Origin of the sequence: Actinorugispora endophytica (genome assembly GCF_004363075.1) — a bacterium.
Lineage (GTDB): Bacteria > Actinomycetota > Actinomycetes > Streptosporangiales > Streptosporangiaceae > Actinorugispora > Actinorugispora endophytica.
Map to the genome: position 1 here is coordinate 225938 of NZ_SNYN01000001.1, position 22059 is coordinate 247996.

At 72.1% G+C, this 22059-nt stretch carries 23 protein-coding genes; 5 read left to right on the top strand and 18 right to left on the bottom strand.

The genetic code is table 11. The features are described 5' to 3' along the window. The 4 genes from EV190_RS01010 to EV190_RS01025 form a co-directional block, all read right to left on the bottom strand. Positions 1-1153: acetoin utilization protein AcuC (locus EV190_RS01010; protein ID WP_133740093.1), on the bottom strand; the 1153-nt coding region annotated here is incomplete at its 3' end. 216 nt (positions 1154-1369) lie between these two features. Next, a complete protein-coding gene (gene proC / locus EV190_RS01015) occupies positions 1370-2164 on the bottom strand; it encodes a pyrroline-5-carboxylate reductase (RefSeq protein ID WP_133739496.1) in 795 nt (264 codons plus the stop codon). A gap of 104 nt (positions 2165-2268) precedes the next feature. After that, a complete protein-coding gene (locus EV190_RS01020; RefSeq protein ID WP_133739497.1) occupies positions 2269-2853 on the bottom strand; it encodes a TetR/AcrR family transcriptional regulator in 585 nt (194 codons plus the stop codon). Between the two features lie 10 nt (positions 2854-2863). Further along, complete coding sequence (locus tag EV190_RS01025; protein WP_133739498.1) at positions 2864-3844, bottom strand: sugar phosphate isomerase/epimerase family protein; 981 nt, start codon at positions 3842-3844, stop codon at positions 2864-2866. Between the two features lie 239 nt (positions 3845-4083). Here EV190_RS01025 and EV190_RS01030 point away from each other — a divergent pair, with 239 nt between their 5' ends. Continuing rightward, complete coding sequence (locus EV190_RS01030; RefSeq protein ID WP_394345488.1) at positions 4084-4671, top strand: class I SAM-dependent methyltransferase; 588 nt, start codon at positions 4084-4086, stop codon at positions 4669-4671. Between the two features lie 238 nt (positions 4672-4909). Here the strand turns inward: EV190_RS01030 and EV190_RS01035 are convergent, their stop codons facing one another. After that, entirely contained in the window at positions 4910-5593 is a 684-nt protein-coding gene (locus EV190_RS01035; protein WP_133739500.1) for a hypothetical protein, read from the bottom strand. A gap of 181 nt (positions 5594-5774) precedes the next feature. On the opposite strand from EV190_RS01035, the gene radA reads away from it, so the two are divergent. After that, positions 5775-7133, top strand: a complete 1359-nt coding sequence (gene radA, locus EV190_RS01040) for a DNA repair protein RadA (RefSeq protein ID WP_133739501.1) — start codon at positions 5775-5777, stop codon at positions 7131-7133. 106 nt (positions 7134-7239) lie between these two features. Here the strand turns inward: radA and EV190_RS01045 are convergent, their stop codons facing one another. The 7 genes from EV190_RS01045 to EV190_RS01075 all read right to left on the bottom strand — a co-directional run bounded on the left by EV190_RS01045 (position 7240) and on the right by EV190_RS01075 (position 15108). Further along, the gene (locus tag EV190_RS01045; RefSeq protein WP_133739502.1) at positions 7240-7953 is read right to left on the bottom strand and encodes a type 1 glutamine amidotransferase; all 714 of its coding nucleotides are present in this window, start codon (positions 7951-7953) and stop codon (positions 7240-7242) included. A 13-nt stretch (positions 7954-7966) separates the two neighbouring features. Continuing rightward, complete coding sequence (locus EV190_RS01050; protein ID WP_133739503.1) at positions 7967-9223, bottom strand: Mur ligase family protein; 1257 nt, start codon at positions 9221-9223, stop codon at positions 7967-7969. A gap of 187 nt (positions 9224-9410) precedes the next feature. Further along, positions 9411-11261, bottom strand: a complete 1851-nt coding sequence (locus tag EV190_RS01055; protein WP_243742258.1) for a hypothetical protein — start codon at positions 11259-11261, stop codon at positions 9411-9413. A gap of 230 nt (positions 11262-11491) precedes the next feature. Then, complete coding sequence (locus EV190_RS01060; protein ID WP_133739505.1) at positions 11492-13006, bottom strand: RNA polymerase sigma factor; 1515 nt, start codon at positions 13004-13006, stop codon at positions 11492-11494. Between the two features lie 127 nt (positions 13007-13133). Further along, on the bottom strand, positions 13134-13967 hold the full coding sequence (locus EV190_RS01065; RefSeq protein ID WP_133739506.1) for a hypothetical protein: 834 nt from the start codon (positions 13965-13967) through the stop codon (positions 13134-13136). Between the two features lie 91 nt (positions 13968-14058). Then, complete coding sequence (locus EV190_RS01070; RefSeq protein WP_133739507.1) at positions 14059-14505, bottom strand: hypothetical protein; 447 nt, start codon at positions 14503-14505, stop codon at positions 14059-14061. A gap of 174 nt (positions 14506-14679) precedes the next feature. Beyond that, complete coding sequence (locus EV190_RS01075; protein WP_243742259.1) at positions 14680-15108, bottom strand: ATP-binding protein; 429 nt, start codon at positions 15106-15108, stop codon at positions 14680-14682. Between the two features lie 266 nt (positions 15109-15374). Here EV190_RS01075 and EV190_RS01080 point away from each other — a divergent pair, with 266 nt between their 5' ends. Together EV190_RS01080 and EV190_RS01085 are read left to right on the top strand one after the other, a co-directional pair. After that, positions 15375-16229 carry a helix-turn-helix domain-containing protein gene (locus EV190_RS01080; protein ID WP_133739509.1) on the top strand — a complete coding sequence of 285 codons (855 nt, stop codon included), beginning with the start codon at positions 15375-15377 and terminating at the stop codon, positions 16227-16229. A gap of 5 nt (positions 16230-16234) precedes the next feature. Further along, entirely contained in the window at positions 16235-16420 is a 186-nt protein-coding gene (locus tag EV190_RS01085) for a DUF397 domain-containing protein (RefSeq protein WP_133739510.1), read from the top strand. A gap of 175 nt (positions 16421-16595) precedes the next feature. Here the strand turns inward: EV190_RS01085 and EV190_RS01090 are convergent, their stop codons facing one another. The 6 genes from EV190_RS01090 to EV190_RS01110 form a co-directional block, all read right to left on the bottom strand. Then, the gene (locus EV190_RS01090) at positions 16596-16898 is read right to left on the bottom strand and encodes a DUF1416 domain-containing protein (protein ID WP_133739511.1); all 303 of its coding nucleotides are present in this window, start codon (positions 16896-16898) and stop codon (positions 16596-16598) included. After that, positions 16895-17734, bottom strand: a complete 840-nt coding sequence (locus EV190_RS01095; RefSeq protein ID WP_133739512.1) for a sulfurtransferase — start codon at positions 17732-17734, stop codon at positions 16895-16897. The genes EV190_RS01090 and EV190_RS01095 overlap by 4 nt, the downstream gene beginning before the upstream one ends. Positions 17735-18098: 364 nt before the next feature. Then, positions 18099-18224: a putative leader peptide gene (locus EV190_RS24450; RefSeq protein WP_394345475.1), complete on the bottom strand. Its 126-nt coding sequence runs from the start codon at positions 18222-18224 to the stop codon at positions 18099-18101. 75 nt (positions 18225-18299) lie between these two features. Beyond that, entirely contained in the window at positions 18300-18617 is a 318-nt protein-coding gene (locus tag EV190_RS01100; protein WP_133739513.1) for a TlpA family protein disulfide reductase, read from the bottom strand. A gap of 154 nt (positions 18618-18771) precedes the next feature. Further along, a complete protein-coding gene (locus tag EV190_RS01105) occupies positions 18772-19458 on the bottom strand; it encodes an LmeA family phospholipid-binding protein (RefSeq protein ID WP_133739514.1) in 687 nt (228 codons plus the stop codon). 279 nt (positions 19459-19737) lie between these two features. Continuing rightward, positions 19738-20928 carry a putative quinol monooxygenase gene (locus EV190_RS01110; protein ID WP_133739515.1) on the bottom strand — a complete coding sequence of 397 codons (1191 nt, stop codon included), beginning with the start codon at positions 20926-20928 and terminating at the stop codon, positions 19738-19740. A 342-nt stretch (positions 20929-21270) separates the two neighbouring features. On the opposite strand from EV190_RS01110, the gene EV190_RS01115 reads away from it, so the two are divergent. Continuing rightward, a complete protein-coding gene (locus EV190_RS01115; protein ID WP_243742328.1) occupies positions 21271-21996 on the top strand; it encodes an HAD family hydrolase in 726 nt (241 codons plus the stop codon). Positions 21997-22059 lie beyond the last annotated feature (63 nt).

A 22059-nucleotide genomic window follows, 5' to 3' on the forward strand; every position in this document is an offset into this window, starting at 1 on the left:
AGGGGAAGACTGCCTTGCGCGTCGCCTGGATGGCGCGGTCCACCGGGCTGTCCGGGTCGAAGCCCTCCTCGAACGGGGTGTAGTCGGGAACGTGGCCGTCGGTCATGCGGAGCGGGGCGAACTCGCCGGTGCGCTCCCTGACGAACTCCCGCCACTCCTCGGTGGTCGACGTTCCGGGGTCGAGGGGGTGGCCCGACGCCTCGGCCAGCAGGTGGGTCCAGGCGCGCGGGACCACCTGGACGAGCTCGTACCCGCCGCCGCCCAGGAGGACCCAGCGTCCGCCCGCGGTCTCCTTGGCGAGCTCGTGCAGCGCGGCGTAGGTGCGGCGCTGGCCGTCCAGGCTGAGCACCAGGTTGGCCAGCGGGTCGAGCGCGTGGGTGTCGCAGCCCTGCTGGGTGACCAGGACCTCGGGCTGGAACTCGCGCAGCAGCGGCGGGACGACCGCGTGGAAGGCGCGCAGCCACAGGCTGTCGTCGGTCCCCGCGGGCAGGGCGACGTTGACCGCGTAGCCCTCGGCCTTGGGGCCGCCGATCTCCTCGGCCCGCCCGGTGCCGGGGAACAGGGTCAGCGGGGACTCGTGCAGGCTGACGGTGAGCACGCGCGGGTCGTCGTAGAACGCCGTCTGCACGCCGTCGCCGTGGTGCACGTCCACGTCCACGTAGGCGACCCGCTTGGCGCCCTGCTCCAGCAGCCAGGCGATGGCCAGCGCGGCGTCGTTGTACACGCAGAAGCCCCAGGCGTTCCCGGGCATCGCGTGGTGCAGGCCCCCGGCGATGTTGGCGCCGTGCTCGGCCTCCCCGGTCCACACGGCGCGCGCGGCCGCCACGGAGGCGCCTGCGACCAGCGCGGACGCCTCGTGCATGTTGGGGAAGACGGGGTTGTCCGAGGTGCCCAGGAAGTAGGCGTCGTCGGGGGCCAGGGTGTGCCCGGCCCGCTTGACCGCGGCGATGTAGCCGGGGTCGTGGACGAGCTCCAGCAAGGCGTCGTCGGCGGGCTCCACCGGCGCGAAGGAGACTCCCGGCGCGTCGAAGACGCCGAGGCTTCGGGAGAGCGCCATGGCCAGTTCGACCCGGACCGGCGCGAGCGGATGCTGCGGGCCGAAGTTGTAGCTCGTCAGTCCGTCATCCCACGCGATGCGCAGTGAGCAGCCCATTCGCCCCCCCGTCAGCCGATTCCGTGTTCTGCACCACACAGTAGCCAAACCCGGCGGCGGACAGGATGCCCGGGTGAGGGACGGGCGGCCCGCCGCGCCCCCTCCTCCGCGCCACCGCACGCGGCCCCCGCCCCCGGGTGTCCCCGGGGACACCCGGGGGCGGGAGAACCACCCGTCCGGACCGCCGGGGGGCTCCCCCTGCCTGCGGGGCGGGTGTCACCCCTCGGAGAGCTCCCGGCTGCGGTTCCTGGCGGCCTCGATGGCGTCGGTGAACGCGGTGCGCACACCGTGCCGCTCCAGCTCGCGCACCGCGGCCGCGGTGGTTCCTCCGGGGGAGCTGACGGCCTCGCGCAGGACCACGGGGTGCTCCCCGGAGTCGCGCAGCATCGCCGCGGAGCCGGTGATGGTCTGGGTGACCAGCTTCTCGGCCGTCGTGCGCGGCATGCCCATGAGCACGCCCGCCTCGATCATCGTCTCGGCGATGAAGTAGAAGTAGGCCGGGCCCGTGCCGGACAGCGCGGTGACGGTGTCCATGTGCGCCTCCGGCACGCGCAGCACCTCGCCCACCGAGCGGAGCAGGGACTCGGCGCGGTCCAGGTCGGCCTCCGAGGCGTGCCTCCCGGCCGCGATGGCGGTCATTCCCAGCCCCACCAGCGCGGGCGTGTTCGGCATGGCCCGCACCACCGCGATGTCGGCCGCGAGGTGCTTCTCCAGCACGGCCGTGGTGATCCCGGCGGCCACCGAGACGACCAGGCAGTCCGCCTTGAGCGCGGGCGCGATCCCGTCCAGGAGCGCGACCATGTCCTGCGGCTTGAGCGCGAGGATGAGCGTGCCGGCCCGGGACGCGGCCTCGTCCGCGGTGACGACCTCGACTCCGTAGCGCGCGCGCAGCGCCAGCGCGTGGTCCTCGCGCGGCTCGGTGACGAGCACGTCGGCCGGGTCGTGCCCGGTGTTCAGCATTCCGGCGAGCAGGGCTTCGCCCATCTTGCCCGCTCCGATGATCGCGATCATGAAGTCCACACCTTTCCGAGGCCTCCAACGGTAGCGGGGCCGGGGCCGCCCCGGCCCCGGCGCCTCCTCCCCCGGCAGGGGCGGCCCCGGGCCCACCGGACCGGTCAGGGCCCCTTCGGCAGGTCCATCGCCAGGCGGACGGCGGGGGCGTACAGGGCCACCACGTCCTCGGGGGAGGCCGACGCCAGCGGCTCCACCCGGATGACGTAGCGCACCAGCACCATTCCGAAGAGCTGGGAGGCCACCAGGCTGGCGCGCAGCGGGCTCACTCCGAGCCTGGGGGCGATCCGCCTGAGGAGGACGTCCCCCATGAAGCCGCGGACGATGTCGGCGGCCTGCTCCGTGCCCACCGCCGAGCGGATCAGCGCCAGCATGGGGGCCTGGGTCCGCGGGTCGCCCCACACCTGGAGGAAGACCCGCAGCACCGCCTCGGCGGGGTCCTGGCCGGTGTCCAGCATGACGCGCTCCAGCACGTCGCCCGGATCGTAGGGCAGCTCCATCGCCGCGACGAAGACCTGGTCCTTGGAACCGAAGTAGTGGTGCACCAGAGCCGGGTCGACCCCGGCCCTGCGGGCGATACCGCGCACCGAGGCGCCGTTGTAGCCCTTCTCGCCGAAGTCGGCCCGGGCGGCCTGCAGGATCTCCTCCCGGGTCCGCGTCGCCCCCGGTCTCCTCCCCGTACGAGCCATGGCCGTCCTGTCAGGCCTCTCCGCTGACCGTGCCGTCGTCTCCGACCGAGAACACGCGCGGCTCCTCGTCGGAGGGCCGTGAGCGCATGGCGATCCGCTCGCGGCGGTCGAGGCGCCGGGCTGGCCCGGCTTCCTGCCCCCGCGCGGTCTCCGCACCGTGCCCCCGCGCGGTCTCCGCACCGTGCCCCCGCGCGGTCTCCGCGAAGTGCAACCGGGTGAAGGCCAGCGATTCGGCCAGGTCGGTCAGCCGGCCCTCGCGGTCGGACTTGCGGGTGCTGACCTCCAGCACGATCTGGCCCCGGTACCCCGTGTTGGCCAGGTGCTCCAGCAGTTCGGCGCAGGGTTGGCCGCCCCGGCCGGGGATCAGGTGCTCGTCGATGTTCTGGCCGCCGAACCCGTCGGCGAGGTGCACGTGGGAGAGCCGGCCGCCGAGCTTGTGCGCCATGTCCATGGCGTCGGAGCGCGACATCGCGGTGTGCGAGAGGTCCAGGGTGACGTCGGGGTAGTCGCGGTCCAGCGGGTTCCAGCTGGGCGCGTAGGGGACGACTTTCCGGCCGCGCATGTGCACCTGGTACATGTTCTCGACCGCGAACTTGACGTCGGTCTCCTCCTGCATGCGCTCGATGCCGGTCTCGAACTCCTTGGCGTACTCGCGCTGCCACTTGAACGCGGGGTGCACCACGATGGTCCGGGCGTCCAGCGCCTCGGCCATCTCCTTGGACTTGACGAGCTTGGCCCAGGGGTCCCGGCCCCACACCCGCTGGGTGAAGATCAGGCACGGGGAGTGCACCGCGAGGATGGGGATCTGGTGGTAGTCCGACAGTCTGCGGAGCATGTCGACGTCCTGGCTGACCGGATCGGTGGTGACCATGACCTCGACCCCGTCGTAGCCGAGCTTGGCCGCGATCTCGAAGGCCGCGGGCGTCTTCTCCGGGTAGACCGACGCGGTCGAGAGGACGACCGGCGCGTCTGGAACCTGGATAGCGTTCACTTGAACCACCCTACGTGCTGTCGTAACGGAAATCCCCGCGTATCGGTCAGATGACCGTAAGCGGCGGCCGGTTCCCGGACAGGGCCTCCGAGGAGCGCGTCCGCCGGTCGCGCTCTAAGCTCGTTCGGGTGAACAAAGCGGTCCCCGGGGCGATTCCCAGCCCCAACATCTGGAACGACCCGAGAGCGTACGAGGCGGAGAACCGCGCCGTCGACCCGGACGGCCGGATCGAGGCCGCCATGCGCGAGATCCGCGGCTGGGACGGCGCGCACGTGCTGGACGTGGGCTGCGGCACCGGTTTCCACCTCCCCCGCTTCGCCGCCGACGCGGCCGCGGTGACGGGGGTCGAACCGCACCGGCGGCTCGCCGACGCGGCCCGGGCCCGCGTGCGCGGCCTGCCCAACGTCGCCGTGCGCACCGGCGTCGCCCAGGACCTGCCGCTCCCCGACGCGTCGGTGGACGTGGCGCACGCCCGCTGGGCGTACTTCTTCGGCCCCGGCTGCGAGCCCGGCCTGGCCGAGCTGGGCCGGGTGATGCGGCGCGGCGGCGTCGCGTTCGTCATCGACAACGACGCCACCCGCAGCACCTTCGGCGGCTGGTTCCGCCGCTCCCTGCCGTCCTACGACCCCCGGTCCGTCGAGCGGTTCTGGGCCGGAAGGGGGTTCCGGCGGCGGTCCCTGGACATGGGCTGGCGGTTCGAGCGCCGCGAGGACTTCGAGGCGGTCGTCCGGATCGAGTTCGCCCCCGGCCTCGCCGCGGAGATCATCGCGACCCACCCGGGACTGGAGGTCGACTACGCCGTCAACCTCTGGTGGCGCGAGTACTGACCCGGCCCCGGCACCCCGGGGCCTCCGCCGGAACGGCCCTCGACGGGACGGGCGCCGTGGCGCGTCCCTCTCGGGGGGCGGGAGGGCCCGCCCCTGAGAAGAAGCGCGGTTCTTCCCCTCCGCCGCGGTTCCGGGGGCTCGGCGCCCCCAGCGGGGTCCGGTCGTCCGATGGTCCGTCCTTTGCCGGTCGGCTCCGGGCGGACGAGGGGGACGAGCGCGGACCCCGGGGTGGGAGCGGTCAGTAGCGCCCGTAGAAGCTGAGCCCCCCGTAGACGGAGGTCTCCAGGTCGTAGACGGTGACGCCGCCGTAGCCGTCGTCGGCCTCGCAGGTGATGCCGCTCTCGCCGACGGAGCCGAGCTGGTACTCGTCCATGTCGCAGGCCACGGCCTCGGAGTCGGCCTGCCAGCGCAGCGACTCCTCGGTGAACTCCCTGGACAGCGGGACCATGTCCGCGGCGTACTCGTAGCTGAAGACGTACTCGCCGCCGGTGACGTCCACCGTCCAGGTGCTGGACTGCCCGTAGACGAGGGAGGTGCAGGTGATGGTCTCGTCCGTGTCGGCGTTGGTGGCCGGGCAGTCCGCGTAGGACGCCGGGTCGAAGCTTCCGACGTACGAGCTGGCGGTGGAGAGGATCTCCCACTCGATCTGCTCGTCGGGGGTGCCCTCCGTCGGCTCGGGGGGAAGCTCGCCCTCGTCGAACTCGGGCATCTCGGCCGGGATCGGGCCGGTCCGCAGGCCCAGCCCCGCCGGGTCCGCGCTCTCGGCCGCGTCGGTGGTCTCGACGTCCAGCGGCGGCTGCTCCTGCGGGGGGAGCAGCCGCTGGGGGAACAGCAGGCCGCACCCGGAAAGAGCGACGACGGCCCCGGCCGACGCGAGGCCGAGTGCGATGCGGGTGACGGTCTTCGACGCGGGGGGTGCCACGGCGCGTCCTCTCTCCATGAGGAGTGCCGCGACCGCGGCCTCCAGTGTCGTTGTCTGCCCTTATGCGACTACCGGATGACTGCTCTGGTTCCGGGTTTTCCACAGGAAAATATGGAGAGATTTCCGGACTCCCCTCCGGCCGTGGGACGGAGTGTCCCCGCCAGGCGCTAGCGTGCGGGATATGGCGAAGGCTGCGAAGAGCTCGTTCCGGTGCACCGAGTGCGGGTGGACCACCCTGAAGTGGGTGGGCCGCTGCGGCGACTGCGGCGCGTGGGGCACCGTCGAGGAGGCCGGGGCGCCCGCGCCCGGCAGGGCCCTCGCGACCAGGGTCAGCGCGCCCGCGCTGCCCATCGCCGAGATCGACGTCGAGGCCGCGCAGGCCTCCCCCACCGGTCTGGACGAGCTGGACCGGGTACTGGGCGGCGGCATCGTGCCCGGCGGGGTGCTGCTGCTCGCGGGCGAGCCCGGGGTGGGCAAGTCCACGCTGCTCCTGGAGGTCGCCGCGCTGTACGCGGACCTGGGCCCCGTGCTCTACATCACGGGCGAGGAGTCCGCCGGGCAGGTGCGGCTGCGCGCGGAGCGGCTCGGCGCGCTGGCTCCCAAGCTCTACCTCGCGGCCGAGAACTCGATCGGCGCCCTCGTCGCGCACGTGGACCAGATCGCGCCCCGGCTGCTGATCGTCGACTCGGTGCAGACCATGATGGCGCCCGAGGCGAGCGGCACGCCGGGCGGGACCACCCAGGTCCGCGAGGTCGCGGCCGCCCTCATCCAGCTCGCCAAGTCGCGCAACATCGCCACCGTCCTGGTCGGGCACGTCACCAAGGACGGCTCCATCGCGGGGCCGCGCGTCCTGGAGCACCTGGTCGACGTGGTGCTCCAGTTCGAGGGCGACCGGCACTCGCGGCTGCGCCTGCTGCGCGCGGTGAAGAACCGGTACGGCCCCACCGACGAGATCGGCTGCTTCGAACTCACCGACTCGGGCATCATCGGCCTGCCCGATCCGAGCGGGCTGTTCCTGACCCGCCGCAACGAGCCCGTCCCGGGCACCTGCGTCACCGTCACCCTGGAGGGCCGCCGTCCGCTGATCACCGAGGTGCAGGCGCTCGTGGCGCCCACCGCGCTGCCCCAGCCGCGCCGCGCCACCTCCGGCCTGGACTCGGCCCGCGTGGCGATGGTGATGGCGGTCCTGGAGAAGCGGGCGAACCTGCGGGTGGGCGCCTCCGACGTCTACGCCTCGACGGTCGGCGGGGTGCGTCTGGTCGAGCCCTCGGTGGACCTCGCGCTGGCCCTGGCGCTGGCCGGTTCGCACACCGACCTCGCCCTGCCGAGCGGCATGATCGCCATCGGCGAGGTGGGCCTGGCCGGGGACGTCCGCGTCGTCAGCGGCATCCAGCGCCGCCTCCACGAGGCCCAGCGCCTGGGCTTCACCCGGGCGATCGTGCCCGCGAACACCGAGGAACCGGTCGAGGGCATCGAGACCGTCAGCGTCGAGGACCTGGGCGAAGCCCTGCGCACCGCCCTCCCGGAGCGGCGCCGCTAGGGCGCGGGCCCCGGCACCCTTTTCTCCTGTTGATCGTGGCCTTTCCGGGGTCTCAACCGCGGTTGAGACCCCGGAAAGGCCACGATCAACAGGAAGGCCGGAGGCCCTAGCGGAGCGCGGCGGCCAGGCGCTCCTCGTGGAGGGTCTCCCCCCACGACGGCTGGAGCGGCGGGATCTGGCCCACCCGCCAGCGCAGCAGCAGGTCGGCGAGTGCCGGGTTGCGCGGCAGCGCCGGTCCGTGCAGGTAGGTGCCGAGGATCTGGCCCTGGTAGGCGCCCTCGGTGGCGTCGTCGTTGCCGATCCCCTTGACCGTGGTCGACAGGGGGCGGGCCGACGGGCCGATCGCGGTGCGTCCCTGGTGGTTCTCGAAGCCGGTGATCCGGCCGACGCCCAGCGCCGGGTCCACGTCCGCGACGATCTCCCCGACCGCCCTGGTCTGCCCCCGGTTGCTGCGCACGTCCAGGATGCCGACGCCGGGCAGCGGGTTGGCCGCGTCGTCGCCGTAGGTCTCGCCGATGATCTGGTACCCGGCGCAGACCGCGAAGACGGCCGCGCCGCGCTCGGCCGCGCGCTTGAGGCCGCCGTCCGCGCGCAGCCGCTCCGCCGCGAGGATCTGCGGGCGGTCCTCGCCCCCGCCCAGCAGGTAGACGTCGCCCTCCACCGGCACCGCGTCGCTGGAGTGGACGTGCACGGTCTCGGTGGGGATGCCGCGCAGTTCGGCGCGTCGGCGCAGGATCAGCACGTTGCCCTGGTCGCCGTAGGTGCTCAGCAGGTCGGGGTAGATCCAGACGATCCGCAGCCTGCTGCTGGTGTCGCTCATGGGTGTTCCCTGTCTACTGGACGCGGCCGTAGGCCGTGCGGATCTGCTGGAAGGCGGTGTAGTTGGCGATCACGTCGATCTTGGTGATGTCGGGCTGCTCGCTCTTGAGCCTGCCGATGACCTGGTCGACCCGGTCCACCACCTCGAAGGGAACCTCGTCGGTCTCCAGGCGCAGCGCCAGGTCGGTGCGGCGCTCGCCCATCACGAACACGCGCCGCCCGCGCAGCACCGTGTAGTCCACGTCCCACAGCCAGGAGGTGTCCTTGCCGTCGGGGATCTGCGCGTTCACCGAGAGGATGACCGGCACGCGCGGCGGGTCCAGGACGGCGAACGACTCCAGCCACCCGGCCGGGTTCTTGGACAGCAGCAGCCGCACCTCGACCCCGCTGGTGACGATGGAGGTGTAGCGCCCGGCCACCGACTCGATCTCGCGCAGCCGCGGCAGCGCCTGCTCGGGGTGGATCCCGTAGGCGGCGGCCGTGGCCAGCGCGATCACGCCGTTGGCGCGGTTGGCGTCACCGGGGAGGTGCAGCTGGAGCCTGAACTCCTGGCCGTTGGGGTCGGTGACGGTGTCGGTCGCGTTGTTCACCGCCCACGTGGTGTCGGGCCTGCGCAGCCCGCACTCGGGGCACTCCCAGTGGGGGTCGGGATCGCGCTTGAGGTGGCCGCCGCACTCGGGGCAGCACCACGAGTCCTCCTTCCACCGCTGTCCCGCCGAGACCCAGGTGGCGTTCCGGGCGCCGAGCCCGGCCCAGGCCACCAGGGGGTCGTCGGCGTTGGCGATCACGTGCGTGTCGCTCATGGCCAGGGCGTCGCGCCACTTCTTGGCGAGCAGGTTGATCTCGGAGGCGCGGTCCATCTGGTCCCGGCTCAGGTTCATCAGCACCACGACGGCGGGAGCGGTCTCCCTGAGCACCTGCGGAAGGTACTTCTCGTCGGTCTCCAGCACGCCGTTGCGCGCGTTGGGCCTGTTGGAGAGCGCGGTGATGTGGCCGGTCGGCATGTTCGCGCCGTGCTCGTTGGTGGCGATCTCGCCGAGCTGGCGCAGCGCCGAGGCGATCAGCCTGGTCGTCGTGGTCTTTCCGTTGGTCGCGCTGACCAGCGTGAGCCGACGGCCGCGGGCGAGCTTGGAAAGCAGGTCCGGTTCGACCTTGAGTGCGATGCGCCCCCCGATGACCGAGCCGTCCCCGCGCCCGGTGGCCCGGGACAACGAGGCCGCGCCCTTGCCCAGCGCGGCGGCCAGCTGGGCACGCAAGGGAAGTTCGCTCATTGATCCCCACAAGATTCGATGAAAGAAGTACGATGCGCCTTCGCGACAGGCGGCGGACCCAGCCTATTCCCCGCCGCCGCGCGCCGGATCCGCGCAGCGGGCGGAGCACGCCTTCTTCACACGTCCGAAACGACCGGTCGGCATCCGGACCGCGCGGCCGGGCGCGTCCACGGGTGTCCGGCGGGGGTCAGCCCCGCCAGTCCAGGCGCTCGGGCGGGGGGCCGATGTTGGCGGGCGGCTCCTCCTCGGGCCGGACGATCCGCTCGGGGGCCGGGTCGCCGACGGGGGTCAGGGTGGCGGTGGCCAGGGTGAGGATGCCCGGGTTGGCGTCGGCGACCACGGGTCCTCCCGACGGGGCGGGCAGGACCATGGCGGTGGGCGGCAGCTGCTGGAGGCCGTAGGTGTCCAGTCGGCGGTCGGTGAGCCGGTCCGTCCCGTCGTCGTCCACCGGGTCGTCGTTCTCGGCGGCGTGCGCCGTCGCCCTGCCCCAGGCGGTGGCCGAGCGGATGTGCCGGACGAGGTCGAGCGGGGCGATCGACCTGGCGGTGTAGCGGACCGGGACCGCCGCCGTCACGCTCTCGGCGGTGTCCGTGACGTAGCCGTCCGCGGCGCTCTCGTCCAGCGCGGTGCCGACGACCTCGGTGAGGCGGTGCACCCGGCCCCGGCTGCCGGCGCCGAGGAACGCGGCGGTCGCGGCCGCCGACCCGGCGCCGGGCTGGCGCATGACGACGGGCAGGGTCCCGTCGGCGCCCAGCCACGACAGGGCGTTCCCGTCCGTCTCCCGGTACATCAGGACCAGCCCGACCGACACCCTCTCAGCGGCGTGGACCAGGCGCTCCACCGCCCAGCCGGGCAGCGTGTCGGCCCCGCACAGCACGATCGTGCGCGCCCACGGCCTGCCCGTCCCGCCCCTGCGCGCCCGCAGGTCCAGGAGCTCGCTGAGCGAGTCGAGGGTGTAGGTGCCGTAGGCGCGCCCGGCGAACTCCCCGGTGGAGCGGTCGGTGGCGATGATCTTGACCTGCGCGTAGGGCTCCTGCTCAGCGCGGCTGCCCAGTCCTTCGAAGGGGGTGAGCGCGCGCTGCAGGTCCGGCGCCCGCTCCATGGCCGCCGTGTCCCCGGTGAACGCCGCGCGCAGCTCCTTGCGCTCGTACTCGGACAGCAGCGCCAGGGCGGGGTCGTCCCGGGTGTCGGCCGCGCCGGGCAGGCCGAGCATGCCCAGGGCCGCGGTGACGCGCATGATCGCGGTGTCCTCGCCGAGGACGTCGAAGACCTTGACCAGGATGGTGCGGTCGGCCTCGATGTCGGCCCTGGGGTCGATGGCCAGGACCGTGGAGGCGAGGATGTCCGCCCGGTGCGCGGCGTCGAGGTCGCTGCCCAGCTTCATCCGGGGCAGGTCCGCGGGGAGCACCCACACCCTGGGGATCAGGCCGCAGCGCTGGACGAGCGAGACGAACTCCCCGGCCGCGGCGCGGCCCGACAGGTCCACGACGGTGAGGTCTCCGCCGTCGCGGAGCCGGGCGGCCCCGATCGTGGTGAGGAGGGCGGACCAGCCCACGTTCGCGCCGCCCGTGACCACGACCCGGCCGGTGCCCGGAGGGACCTCGACCGCGTGCCAGCGGGGCTGTGCCTCGTAGGCGCGTCTGCGGGTCTGCCACTCGGTGTACTCGGCGGCGTGCGCCTCCTGCCGCTCGCGCAGGAGGCGTCGCTTCTCCTCGAGTTCGAGGGCGCGCCTGTCCCGCTCGTCGGCGAGCCGGTCCCCCACCGCCTGGCGGCTCTGCATGAGCGCGACGACCACCGGAAGCGCCACGGCCAGGCAGGCCACCCACCCGGTGGCGGCGAGGAAGAACGGCATCGCCCCGAGCATGGCCAGCAGCACCAGGACCGTGCCGATCGCGACGAGCGCGAGGAGCACGAACAGCAGCGGGCGGTTGATGTCGGCCTCGGAGCGGCGCTGGGCCGCCACCCATTCGGCGCTGACGTCACTGTGCTCCTCGGGGGCGGGGCGGCGCGGCGGCGGCCCCGGCGACGGTACGAGCACTTCGTGCCGCCAACCGAGCAGGGTCTTCTCCGAACGCCTTCGAACCGGTCGAACCTCGGACACCGCTCAGCACCTCCCACCCGGTCGCGACCAGACGGACCGGAGCAGCTTTCGCGTGACACGTGCGATTGTTGTCGGACTGTGGCCATGGTGTCACGCGCTCACGCGAAATAAAGAGGAAGAGAACCGCGCCGGGGTTTCGCCTTCCCGAAGGTCTCGGCTTCTCGGGGTCAGCCCGGTTCCACGGGGCAGCTCCGGCGGGAGGCCGTTCCGCCGCCGCTCGCGGTCGATCCGTCCGGGGAGCTCGCCGTGACCGACCAGGTGACCTCGGTGTCCAGCGGGAGGCCCTCGGCGACGGCGTGCCAGCTGCCCGGTGCGCCGTCCGATGCCATGGCGACCTGCCGGGAGCCGAAGGCGCCGCTGACGGTCAGGGTCGCGGCGGACGCCTCCCCCTCGGTCAGCGCCGAGACCGCCAGGGTCCACGCCTCGGGGCAGCCGGGCCCGGTGACGTCCTGCCCGCTGGCCGAGGCCACGGCCAGCGGGACGGCCGGGGGCGCCGCGGTGCCGTCCGTCGGCTCCTCCTCGTCCTGGTCCGCCTGCTCCTCCTGGGCGGCCTGCTCGTCCTGGGGCGGCTCGGGGGCGGACGCCGGACCCGCCTCCTCGTTCCCGGTGGCGGCCGCCTCCCCGCTCCCGGCCCCGGCCGTGGGCCCGGGTTCCGGGGAGGTCTCCGCCGGTTCGGGCTCGACCGGCTCCAGCGAGACGACCGGGACCACCTCCACCTCCCCGTCTCCCAGCTCCGCGGCGAGCAGCGGCAGCGCCATCCAGCCCGACACGACCAGGACCACGATCCCGGCGGCCAGTGCCAGCACGGACGGCAGCCGCGCCGCCGGGCCGGTCCCGGCCTCGGTCTGGTCGGGGAACCCGTCGGGGCGGTAGGGGCCGGCCCGGTCCGCGAACTCGGCGTGGTGGTAGACCAGGTCCGGATCGAAGGCGTTGGCCAGCAGCTGGTCGTGCAGGAAGGCCGGGGCCGCCGCGACGGGCAGCACGCCCAGCAGCGACGCGGGCGCCGCCAGCACCGCGCGGCTGCGCTCGCAGTCCCCGCACGACGACATGTGGCGGTTGACCCGCTTGCGCCACAGCGGGGTGAACTCGCCGTTCCAGCCCTCGAGGAGGGCCCGCAGCCTCTCGCAGTCCCGGCCCCGGGTCCGGGCCACCAGCAGCGCGCCCAGGGCGCGCTCGAACTGCGCCCGCGCGGTGGACGCCACCGCGTTGGCCTGCTTGACGCCGACGCCGAGCACCGCGGCCAGCCCGGGGCCGTCGAGCTGGTGCCGCAGGGTCAGGTGGATGACCTCGTACTCGCGCGGGTTGAGCCCGTCCATCACCTCGTGCACGAGGGCGCGCAGCTCCCGGCGGTGGATGCCGGTCTCCGGGGGGTCCAGGGACTCGTCGTTCATGTCCGTCGCCTCGTCCAGCGGGGCGAACCGGCCGCGACGGCGCAGGACCCGGTGGCACTGGGAGCGGGCGATGGCGTACAGCCAGGGCCGCAGGGCGTCGGGGTCGCGCAGCTGGGCGATCCGTTCGCGGGCGATCAGGAAGGCGTCGTGCACCGCGTCGGCGGCCGCCTCCGGATCGCCGAGCAGCCGCAGGCAGTAGTCGTACAAGCGATCGGCGTACGCGCGGTACGCCTCGCTCAGCCCTTCCCTCTCGCCCGCGGCGATCGCGTGCACGATGTCTGCGTCACGCATGGCCAGAGCCTAGCCTCGCTGTCGTTTCAGGCACAGTCCCGCAATTGTCGCAGCGCGGTCGCGGAAACGGATCCCCAATTTCCGCGATCGCGCGTCGTTTCGGCGCAGCAGACCGGTTCGGGGCGGCTCAGGCGAGGGGGTCCCCTCCCCGCTGCTCGCGGCGGCGGGCCAGCAGCAGCCCTCCTCCGCCGACCGCGACGAGCACCGCGCCCGCGCCCGCGAGCAGCGCCAGGCCCGGACCGGTCACCGGGAGGCCGGGCCCGCCCTCGTGGGCCGGGGGTGTGCCGGGCTCGTCCCCGGGCGTGTCGCCGGGCTCGTCCCCGGGGGCGTCATCGGGGCGGCAGTCGTCGGAGACGTGGGTGAGCGGGCAGTCGGGCGAGGGGTTCACGGAGTCGTCGGGGCACTCCCCCGGCTCGCACGGTCCCGGGTCGCCGGGATCGCCGGGACCGCCGGGGTCGTCGCCGTCCGGGAGGCAGTACACGTGGTCGTTCTTGAGGTAGCAGCCGTCCTCGTCCACCTCCTGGGGGTGCTCCTCGCCCGGGCAGTACACCCACCCGTAGTCGCCGTTGTAGACGAAGCACCCGCTGTCGAGCTCGGTCCACTCGTCCTCGGGGCCGCAGGGGTCCTCGACGGTGCAGCCGTCCAGCGGCGGCTCCTCCCCGGGGTCCTCCGGTCCGCAGACGTCGACCGGGCAGGGCAGCACGAAGTCCTCGTCGCCGGCCGGGTCGGGGTCCGGGTCGGGGTCCGGGTCCGGGGTGGCGGGCGTGGTCCCCAGGTCGGGTCCGGCGGGCGGGTCCAGCCGGACCGGCGCGGACGGCTCGGCCTCGACGAGCGGACCGCCGTCCACCCGGCCGACGTCGGAGTCGGCCGCGGCGGGCGCGGCCAGGACCAGCGCGGTGAGCCCGGCGCCGAGCGTCAGGGCCCCGGCGCTCAGCGCCCGTCGGGCTAGGGAAGAGAACATGATCGCGACTCCTTCGGTGTCGGTGCTTTCTCGCGCGTGCACCGGTAAGAGCCGCGACCCTCCCCGAGGACAACGGTTTTCCCGGGTTTTTTCAGCGGAGTCTCCCGAGGGCGCGGCGCAGGGTGTGGAGGGCGCGGTGGAGTCGGGTGGGGCGGGTCTTGCGGGCGTAGTAGGCGGGGGTGGCGTGGGCGGGCCAGTGCTGGCCGGGGCGGTGGGTTCCGGCGGCGATGGCGCGCAGGCGGGCGATGGAGTCGGCGCGTTCGCGGTTCGCGGGGAAGTCCTCGCGGGTGGGGGTGCGGCCGGTGACGGGGTGCGGGGCGAGCGGGTCGCGCAGGCGGGGCCAGGGCAGCGGCCGCGGCGTCCGGGCGGGCGCCGGGGTCGCGGCCGGAGCAGGGACGGGGGCCGGAGGCGGGGTCCAGCCCATGGCGATCTCGGGGCGGCGGACGGCGAGGAGCCGGATGAGCGAGGCCAGTTCGGCGTCCTGCGCGGCGTCCCGGTCGGTGACCAGGAGGTCGCGGTGGGTGGTGGTCATGGTCATGGGTGTGTTCCTCTCTCGTGCGGGTGTGCGGGGGCCGGGTGAGGGCCGGGAAGGTTCAAGGGGCGGGGGCGAGCGGGCGCGGACGGCTTACGGCCCGGGCGGGCCCGCGTGGAGGCTCGCCCCCGGAGAAGGGATGTGCGGTCCCCTCGGGTGCTGCGGGTGCTGCGGGTGCGGTCAGGAGTGGGGGAAGGCCGGGGGCGGGGGCTCGAAGAGCGCCCACACGGCGTGCCCGCCCTCCTCGGTCACCCAGTACCCCCAGTCGTCGGTGACCTCGGCGACCAGGCCCAGCCCCCGGAAGGCGCAGGCGTCCGGATCGGACGCCACCACGCGCGGCGCCAGCGGCCGCCGGGTGCCCGGACTCGGGCGCGGACCGCCGTCGGCGACCGACAGGAACACCAGCCCGGTGCGCAGCGCCGACACGCTGACGGCGACCTTGCCGCCGTCGCCGCTGCGCGTGTGCCGGCAGGCGTTGCCGAACAGCTCCGACACCACCAGCTCGGCCTCGTCCACCACCCGGGAGAAGGAGGCCAGCACGGCCCGGGTCCGATGACGGACCTCCCGGCACCACACCGGCTCGCCCGGATACTCCCAGAACTCCGACACGGCCGTCAGACGACCGAACCGGTGCCCGGCCATCACACGACCGCCCTCAGCACAGCGACGCGGACCCGCTCAGCCAGGTCGAACAGGACCTGGGAGTCGGGAGGGGGGTTGTTCACGGACATGGGGAAACCTCCTGCAAAACCCTTCCCCTAGCCAAGAGATAGGGGTATCCGGTATTGCCTTCAACACTATGACGGGTAACTCTAGAGATCAAGATAATTTCTAGGGTTACCCGGATTTTCCTGAAGGGAGATAGGGTGATTCGCATGAAACGGAGCTACAGCCCTACTGTCCGGCGACGTCGGATCTCTGCTCAACTACGGAAGTTCCGCAAGCAGGAGGGCCTATCGGCAGCGGCAGCAGGGGAGAAGCTGGGGTGGGCGCAACAGAAGGTCTCGAAGATCGAGAGCGGCGAGCAGAAGAGGATTCCACCAGCGGAGCTTGACGCGCTTCTTGACATCTACAAGGTCACAGACCCACAAGTTCGAGACGCCCTCCATGAGTGCGCACGGCTTGCGAAACAGCGTGGGTGGTGGACGAAGTACAAGGAGGCATTTCCCGGCGGCCTGCCAGACTTCGAGAGCGAAGCGTCGGTGATTCGGTCCTACGAGGCCCAAGTCATCCCAGGGTTACTGCAAACCCCTGACTATGCGGAAGCAGTGTTCCGCGCTTACAAGCTCCGCGAGGATGCGGAGATCAAACGACTGGTTGAAGCACGCATGGAGCGGCAGCACATTCTCAATCAGGTTGGCCCGCCTGACTTCACGGCTGTCATCGACGAGGCAGCACTGCATCGACTGGTCGGGTCGGAGGAGGTGATGCGCATGCAGTTGCGCCACCTGACTCATATGGCGGCCCGGCACAACATCGACATCTATGTGCTGCCTTACAGAGCAGGCGCACATGCCGCAACCAGCGGAAGCTTCACGATCATGGACTTTCCGGACCCAATGGACACCAGTGTCGTTTACGTGGAAACCCCAACCTCTACCCTGTACCTCGAAGAGGACGAGGAAGTCCGGGAGTTCAACACCATGATCAGCCGTGCCCAGTCTGCGGCGCTGAGCCCCACCTTGTCCCTGAAACTTGTCGAAGAGACCATCACGTCCCTAGAAGAGTGAGCCGAGTGCCTGAGCAGCGAGTATGGCGGAAGAGCAGCTATAGCGGCGGACGTGAGAACTGCGTCGAGGTCGCCGACCTCCCTCTCCGCACCGCTGTCCGGGACTCCAAGCACCCCCGGGCCGGACACCTCTCCTTCACCACTCCCGAGTGGTCGGCCTTCCTCGCCGCACTGAAAGACCGCGAGGTCTGACGCTCCCCGGTGGGTTTCCGGCGATCTTGACGTTTTCGGGGTCTCAACCGCTTCCGAGACCCCGAAAAGGTCAAGATCACCGGGAAACCACCGGGTGAACGCGAGAACGCCGGTGGCGACGGGGCTTTCCCCGTCGCCACCGGCGTTCAACCGCCGTGTAGGACCCTGTCCGTCGCTACGCCTGCACCTGGATGTCGATGACCTTGCCGACCTCGGCCGTCACCGCGAACTCGCCGGTGAAGCCCTTGGAGGCCAGCACCCGCACCTTCCAGTCGCCGTCGGCGGCGAAGAAGCGGAACGTGCCCTCGGGGCCGGTCACGACCTCGCCGACGAAGTCGTCGGACGCGCTCAGCAGACGCGCGTACGCGCTGGCGAGCGGCTGGCCGTCCCGGGTCACCGTGCCCTGGATGACCGCCTGGTTGCCGGCGTCGGCGTCGGCCAGTGCCACGCCTCCGACCGGAGCTCCGCAGGTGCTCACTTGGCCTCCCCCAGCTCCACCGGAACGCCGATCAGCGACCCGTACTCGGTCCAGGAACCGTCGTAGTTCTTCACGCTCGGGATGTCGAGGAGCTCGTGCAGCGCGAACCACGCGATGGACGAGCGCTCGCCGATGCGGCAGTAGGCGATGATCTCCTTGTCGAGGTCCACGCCCGCGTCCGTGTAGAGCTCCTTGAGCTCGTCCTCGGACTTGAAGGTGCCGTCCTCGTTGGCGACCTTGGCCCACGGGATGTTGCGCGCGGTGGGGATGTGGCCGGGCACCTGGGAGACCTCCTGCGGCAGGTGCGCGGGGGCCAGCAGCTTGCCGGTGAACTCGTCGGGCGAGCGCACGTCGACCAGGTCCTTGGTGCCGATCGCGGCGACGACCTCGTCGCGGAAGGCCCGGATCGAGTTGTCCTGCTCCTTGGCGGTGTAGGTGGTCCGCTCGCGCTGCGGGACCTCCTCGACCAGCTCGCGGGAGTCCAGCTCCCACTTCTTGCGGCCGCCGTCGAGCAGGCGCACGTTCTCGTGGCCGTAGAGCTTGAAGTACCAGTAGGCGTAGGCCGCGAACCAGTTGTTGTTGCCGCCGTACAGCACGACGGTGTCGTCGTTGGCGATCCCGCGCTCGGACAGCAGCTTCTCGAAGCCGGCCTTGTCGACGAAGTCGCGGCGGACCGGGTCCTGGAGGTCCTTCTTCCAGTCGACCTTGACCGCGTTGCGGATGTGGCCCTTGTCGTAGGCCGAGGCGTCCTCGTCGACCTCGACGATGACGACACCCTCGTCGCCCAGGTGGGCCTCGACCCAGTCAGCGTCCACCAGGACGTCGGAGCGGCTCATGGGAACCTCCTTTTTCTCTTGCTGTCGTTGGTCGTCGCAAGCGTGTGGACCCGCCGGGGCGGGCCGTGGTTCCGGCACGGCACCCCGGGCGCGGCCGGTGGTGATCAGGTGTGTCTCGCGGCCTCGGCGGAAGCCGGGGGCCGCGTCGGGGGAGGCGGTGAAGCGGGGTGGCCCCGCCGGCCGCGTGTGCGGCCACGCGCTACCGGTGGGAAGAACCGCGACGGGTACGAGGGGGACGGCGGCAGCGGTGAAGCGCTGCCCCGGGGATCGACCTGCATCGTGGGTTCCCAGCTGCGTGAGCGGTGCGAGAAGGGGGTGAGGGCGGCGGCCGGGGACCGGGCCGAGCGCGCGAAGGCGGTCCGCTCTAACAGGCAGCGTGACAGAGCGCGGTGGCGACGCGGCAGAAGTCGACCGCGCGTCGCTTCGTCAAAAGCGCCTCTGTCAGGGAAGTCACGAGAGTGATGTTACGTGGTCGCGAACACGATGTCACGGGTGGGGTGCTTCACAATCCGATTGAAACCGACCGTTTCGCTTGGTTTTCACTCCGCGTGACCGCCGCTCCGCGTCAGAGGACCGTGCCCAGCGCCGCGATGACGGCGGGCTTGGTGGGCGGGCCGTCGGCGCGGGTGGCGACGCGCCCCTCCGCGTCCAGCACCAGGACGGTGGGCGTGCGCAGGACGTCCAGGCGCCGGACCAGGTCGAGGTGGGACTCCGCGTCGATCTCGACGTACTCGACGCCGTCCAGCATGGCGCCGACCTCTCCGAGGACCCGGCGGGCGGCCCGGCAGGGCTGGCAGAAGGCCGTGGAGAACTGCACGAGCGTGGCCCGCTCCCCCAGCGGCCCGCCGAGGTCCGCCGCCGTCAGTACGAGCGTGTCCGACATCCGCGCCTCCTTGCTCCCGGTCCCCGAGCGGAGCGCCCGGAACCCGCCACCCGGCCGCCGCGTTCGCCGAACGGGCCCGGCGAACGCGGCGGCCGGGGGCGCGGCGGGTCCCGCCGCGCCCCCGGCCGACCGTGCCGGGCCCGTTCGGACACCACTACCCGTTCTGGGCCCCGACGATGGGGACGTCGGTCCCGGCCGCCGTGGCCTGGATGCCGTTGGGCAGCAGCTCCACCTCGGTGACCTTCAGGTCGAAGGGCAGCCGGGGCAGCTGCACCGACGGAGCCAGCATGGACTCCGCCCAGCTCATCGGGATGATCGCCTCACCCAGCTGGACGTCGGACGGCGTGACCGTCAGGACGTCGTCCTCCACCGAGATCTGGAACTCGCTGGAGACCGAGACGCTGAAGCCCTGATAGGCGAGGTCTCCGGAGATACGGGGCTTCCCGTCCTCGGTCTCGATCACCACACCCGGGGGCAGCCGCTTCTGGAGCTCGCTGTAGGGCAGCAGCACCGTCCCCTCGACCTCTCCGGCCGTCACGCTGGGCGTCGACAGCAGGTCCATGAGCGGCGCCTCGACGCTCCGCAGCGTCACGTCGACCCGGTCCACCTGGACCTCCTCGACGGTCATCGCGCCGGTGACCACGTGGATCTCGGCGTACTCCCCGCCGACGGCCTGGTTTAGGAAGGGGAATCCCCCGATCGTGACCTCGGGCTCGGTGGTCATTCCGTACTGCTGGGCGATCCGCTTGGCGATCTCGGTCTCCGCCGCGTAGTGGGATCCCCGATCCGCGGCCACCAGTAGGACCAGCAGAAAAATCAAGAAGACGAGGAACTTTCGCATCGGGCTTCCAGCACACTCCCGTAGATCTGGCGAGTCGCGTGGCTCGTACGAGCGCACCGGACCCCGGACACCTCTGGATCGTGGCGTGTGGACCGCTCCGGAACCGCGACCACCCGGGGGTGCCCGCGCCGTCGGCGCGTTCGGACGGCCGACCTGGACGGACCGGGTCGGCGGACGCCGACCCCGGTTTGTCCACATGCCACGCCCTAGGAGATTACTTCAGCCACCCGGTTGTTCCGGTTTTGTGGTGGAGTCTCCCAGTGAAAATTGAGGAACGGTTCACTGTCGCGGCATCAGCATGTCCGCGAGGTTGTCGGTGGCCGACGCCCCCGACAGCGCCAGTTCGATGACGTTGGTCGCCACGACGTGCACGGCGCGGCGGCGCGCGAAGTCGACGACGTACGGCTGCTGCTCGTGCTCCTCGAAGGCCAGCTGGTCGCGGTAGATCGCGTAGACGATGCGCTGGAGCGGCGCCCTGGGCACGGTGTGGCAGGCGAACAGGAGCGTGTCGGGCTCGTTGCGGCCCACCTCGTCGACGACCTCCTCCGCGCACTCGTCGAAGGCCGCCGCGTGGCCGTCCGCCAGCGTGTAGATGGTGATGATCCCGTGCAGCTTCGGGGACCTGCTCCGGGACCGGGTCACCGGCTCGTCGTCATAGTCGGCAGCTCGCCGCCTGCGTCGCACCGGCTCCTCCTTCTCGACGGGGTCGTCGTCTTCGTCGTAGTCGTCGTAGTCGTCGTGATCCGGGTCAGCGTCGTCGTCGTGATCGCCGCCGCGCCGCCTGCCCCTGCGGCGCCCTCCGCCGCGTCCGCGCGGCGGGGCCGCCGCCCACACCACCGCGCCCCAGAGCGCGGCGACCGCGCCGATCAGCATGAGCTGGCCCAGCGAACCGAGCCCCAGCCGACTGACGACGACCTCCAGCAGCGCCGCCAGCGCGACGAGCCCCAGGACGGACAGCTCGCGCCGCGCCCCCTCCGGGTCGTCGCCCATCCGGCGCGCCACCGTGATCGCCGCGGCCAGCAGAGCCGCCCCCACGAACACGTGCACGAGCGTGAGCGCGCCCGTCGGAACCACGTCGTAGTGGTCGCCCAGCGCGGGATAACCCGTGTCGTAGCGGCCGCGGAGCCGGTCCATGACGAGGACCACCAGGGGGACCACGGTCAGCGTGGTGACCACCAGGCGGACGCCGAAGCGCGCCCTGGGCGAGTCCACGGCGTACTCGACCGCTCCCCACGCCAGGAGCAGCGGCCCCAGGAGGCCGACCCCGATGTGGAAGATCCGGAAGGTGACGTTGGAGAAATCCAGGAGCGCGGCGGGGAAGGCCGCGCTGAGCGCGACGGTCACCGCTGCCGCGGAGCCCACCCAGATGCCCGCGGCGAACCCCGGGCTCCGGTAGGCACGCGCGCTGAGCGCCGCGGTGGCGATCCAAGCCACCAGGGCGCCGACGAATGCAAGTCCTACCTCGACCATCCCGATAATGATGCTGCACTTTCAGCCCAGAACGCGCATTCGGTCCGGCCTCCCCCTCCTCCACCGAAGGTGATCATGCTGGCATTAGGGCTATTGCCAGCCAGAAGATGTGACTTACCTCACTCCATGTCATTCCTCGTTCCGGAGACGTGAGAACCTCGGTGCTCCGGGCCGTAGGCTCGGACCATGTGGGGCCATCTCCGAGACCGTGACCACGGCCGCGCCGCGCTCGCCGGAGAGGCGTCCGCCGCCGCGGCCGAAGCCCTCCTTCGTTCGGAAGGCGCGCCCGAACACCCCGGACGCACCAGAAGCGCCGCCTTCTTCGACGTGGACAACACCCTCATGCGGGGCGCGTCGATCTACCACTTCGCCCGCGGCCTGGCCGCGCGCGACCTGTTCACCACGCGCGACCTGCTCCGCTTCGGCTGGGGCCAGATGATCTTCCGGATCAGCGGCACCGAGCAGCCCGACCACATCAACGCCGCGCGCGAGGCCGCCCTGGCGTTCGTGGCCGGGCACAAGGTCGACGACCTGGTCACACTGTGCGAGGAGATCTACGACGACTCCATGGCCTCCCGCATCTGGGAGGGCGCGCGCGTCCTGGTGCAGCGGCACCTCAACGCCGGGCAGCGGGTCTGGCTGGTCACCGCGACACCCGTGGAACTCGCCGACATCATCAAGCGCCGCCTGGGCCTGAGCGGGGCGCTGGGCACGGTCGCCGAGTCGGTGGACGGCGTGTACACGGGCCGCCTGGTGGGCGACCTGCTGCACGGCCCCGCCAAGGCCCAGGCGGTGCGCGCGCTCGCCAAGCTGGAGGACCTCGACCTGTCCGCCTGCACGGCCTACAGCGACTCCTACAACGACCTCCCGCTGCTGTCCGCCGTGGGGCACCCCAACGCGGTCAACCCGGACGACGACCTCCAGGGGTACGCGGCCGCGCACGGCTGGCCCGTGCACGACTTCCGCAGGCACCGCAGAGCCCTCACCGTGGGCCTCCCCGCCGCCGTCGCGGGCGCGGTGGCGGGCGGCGTGGCGGTCGGGGTCCTCCGCAGGCGCAGACGGTTCTAGCCCCCTTCGTGGTTCTCCCCCGCTGGTCGTGACCTTCTCGGGGGCTCGGATGCGGTCGAGACC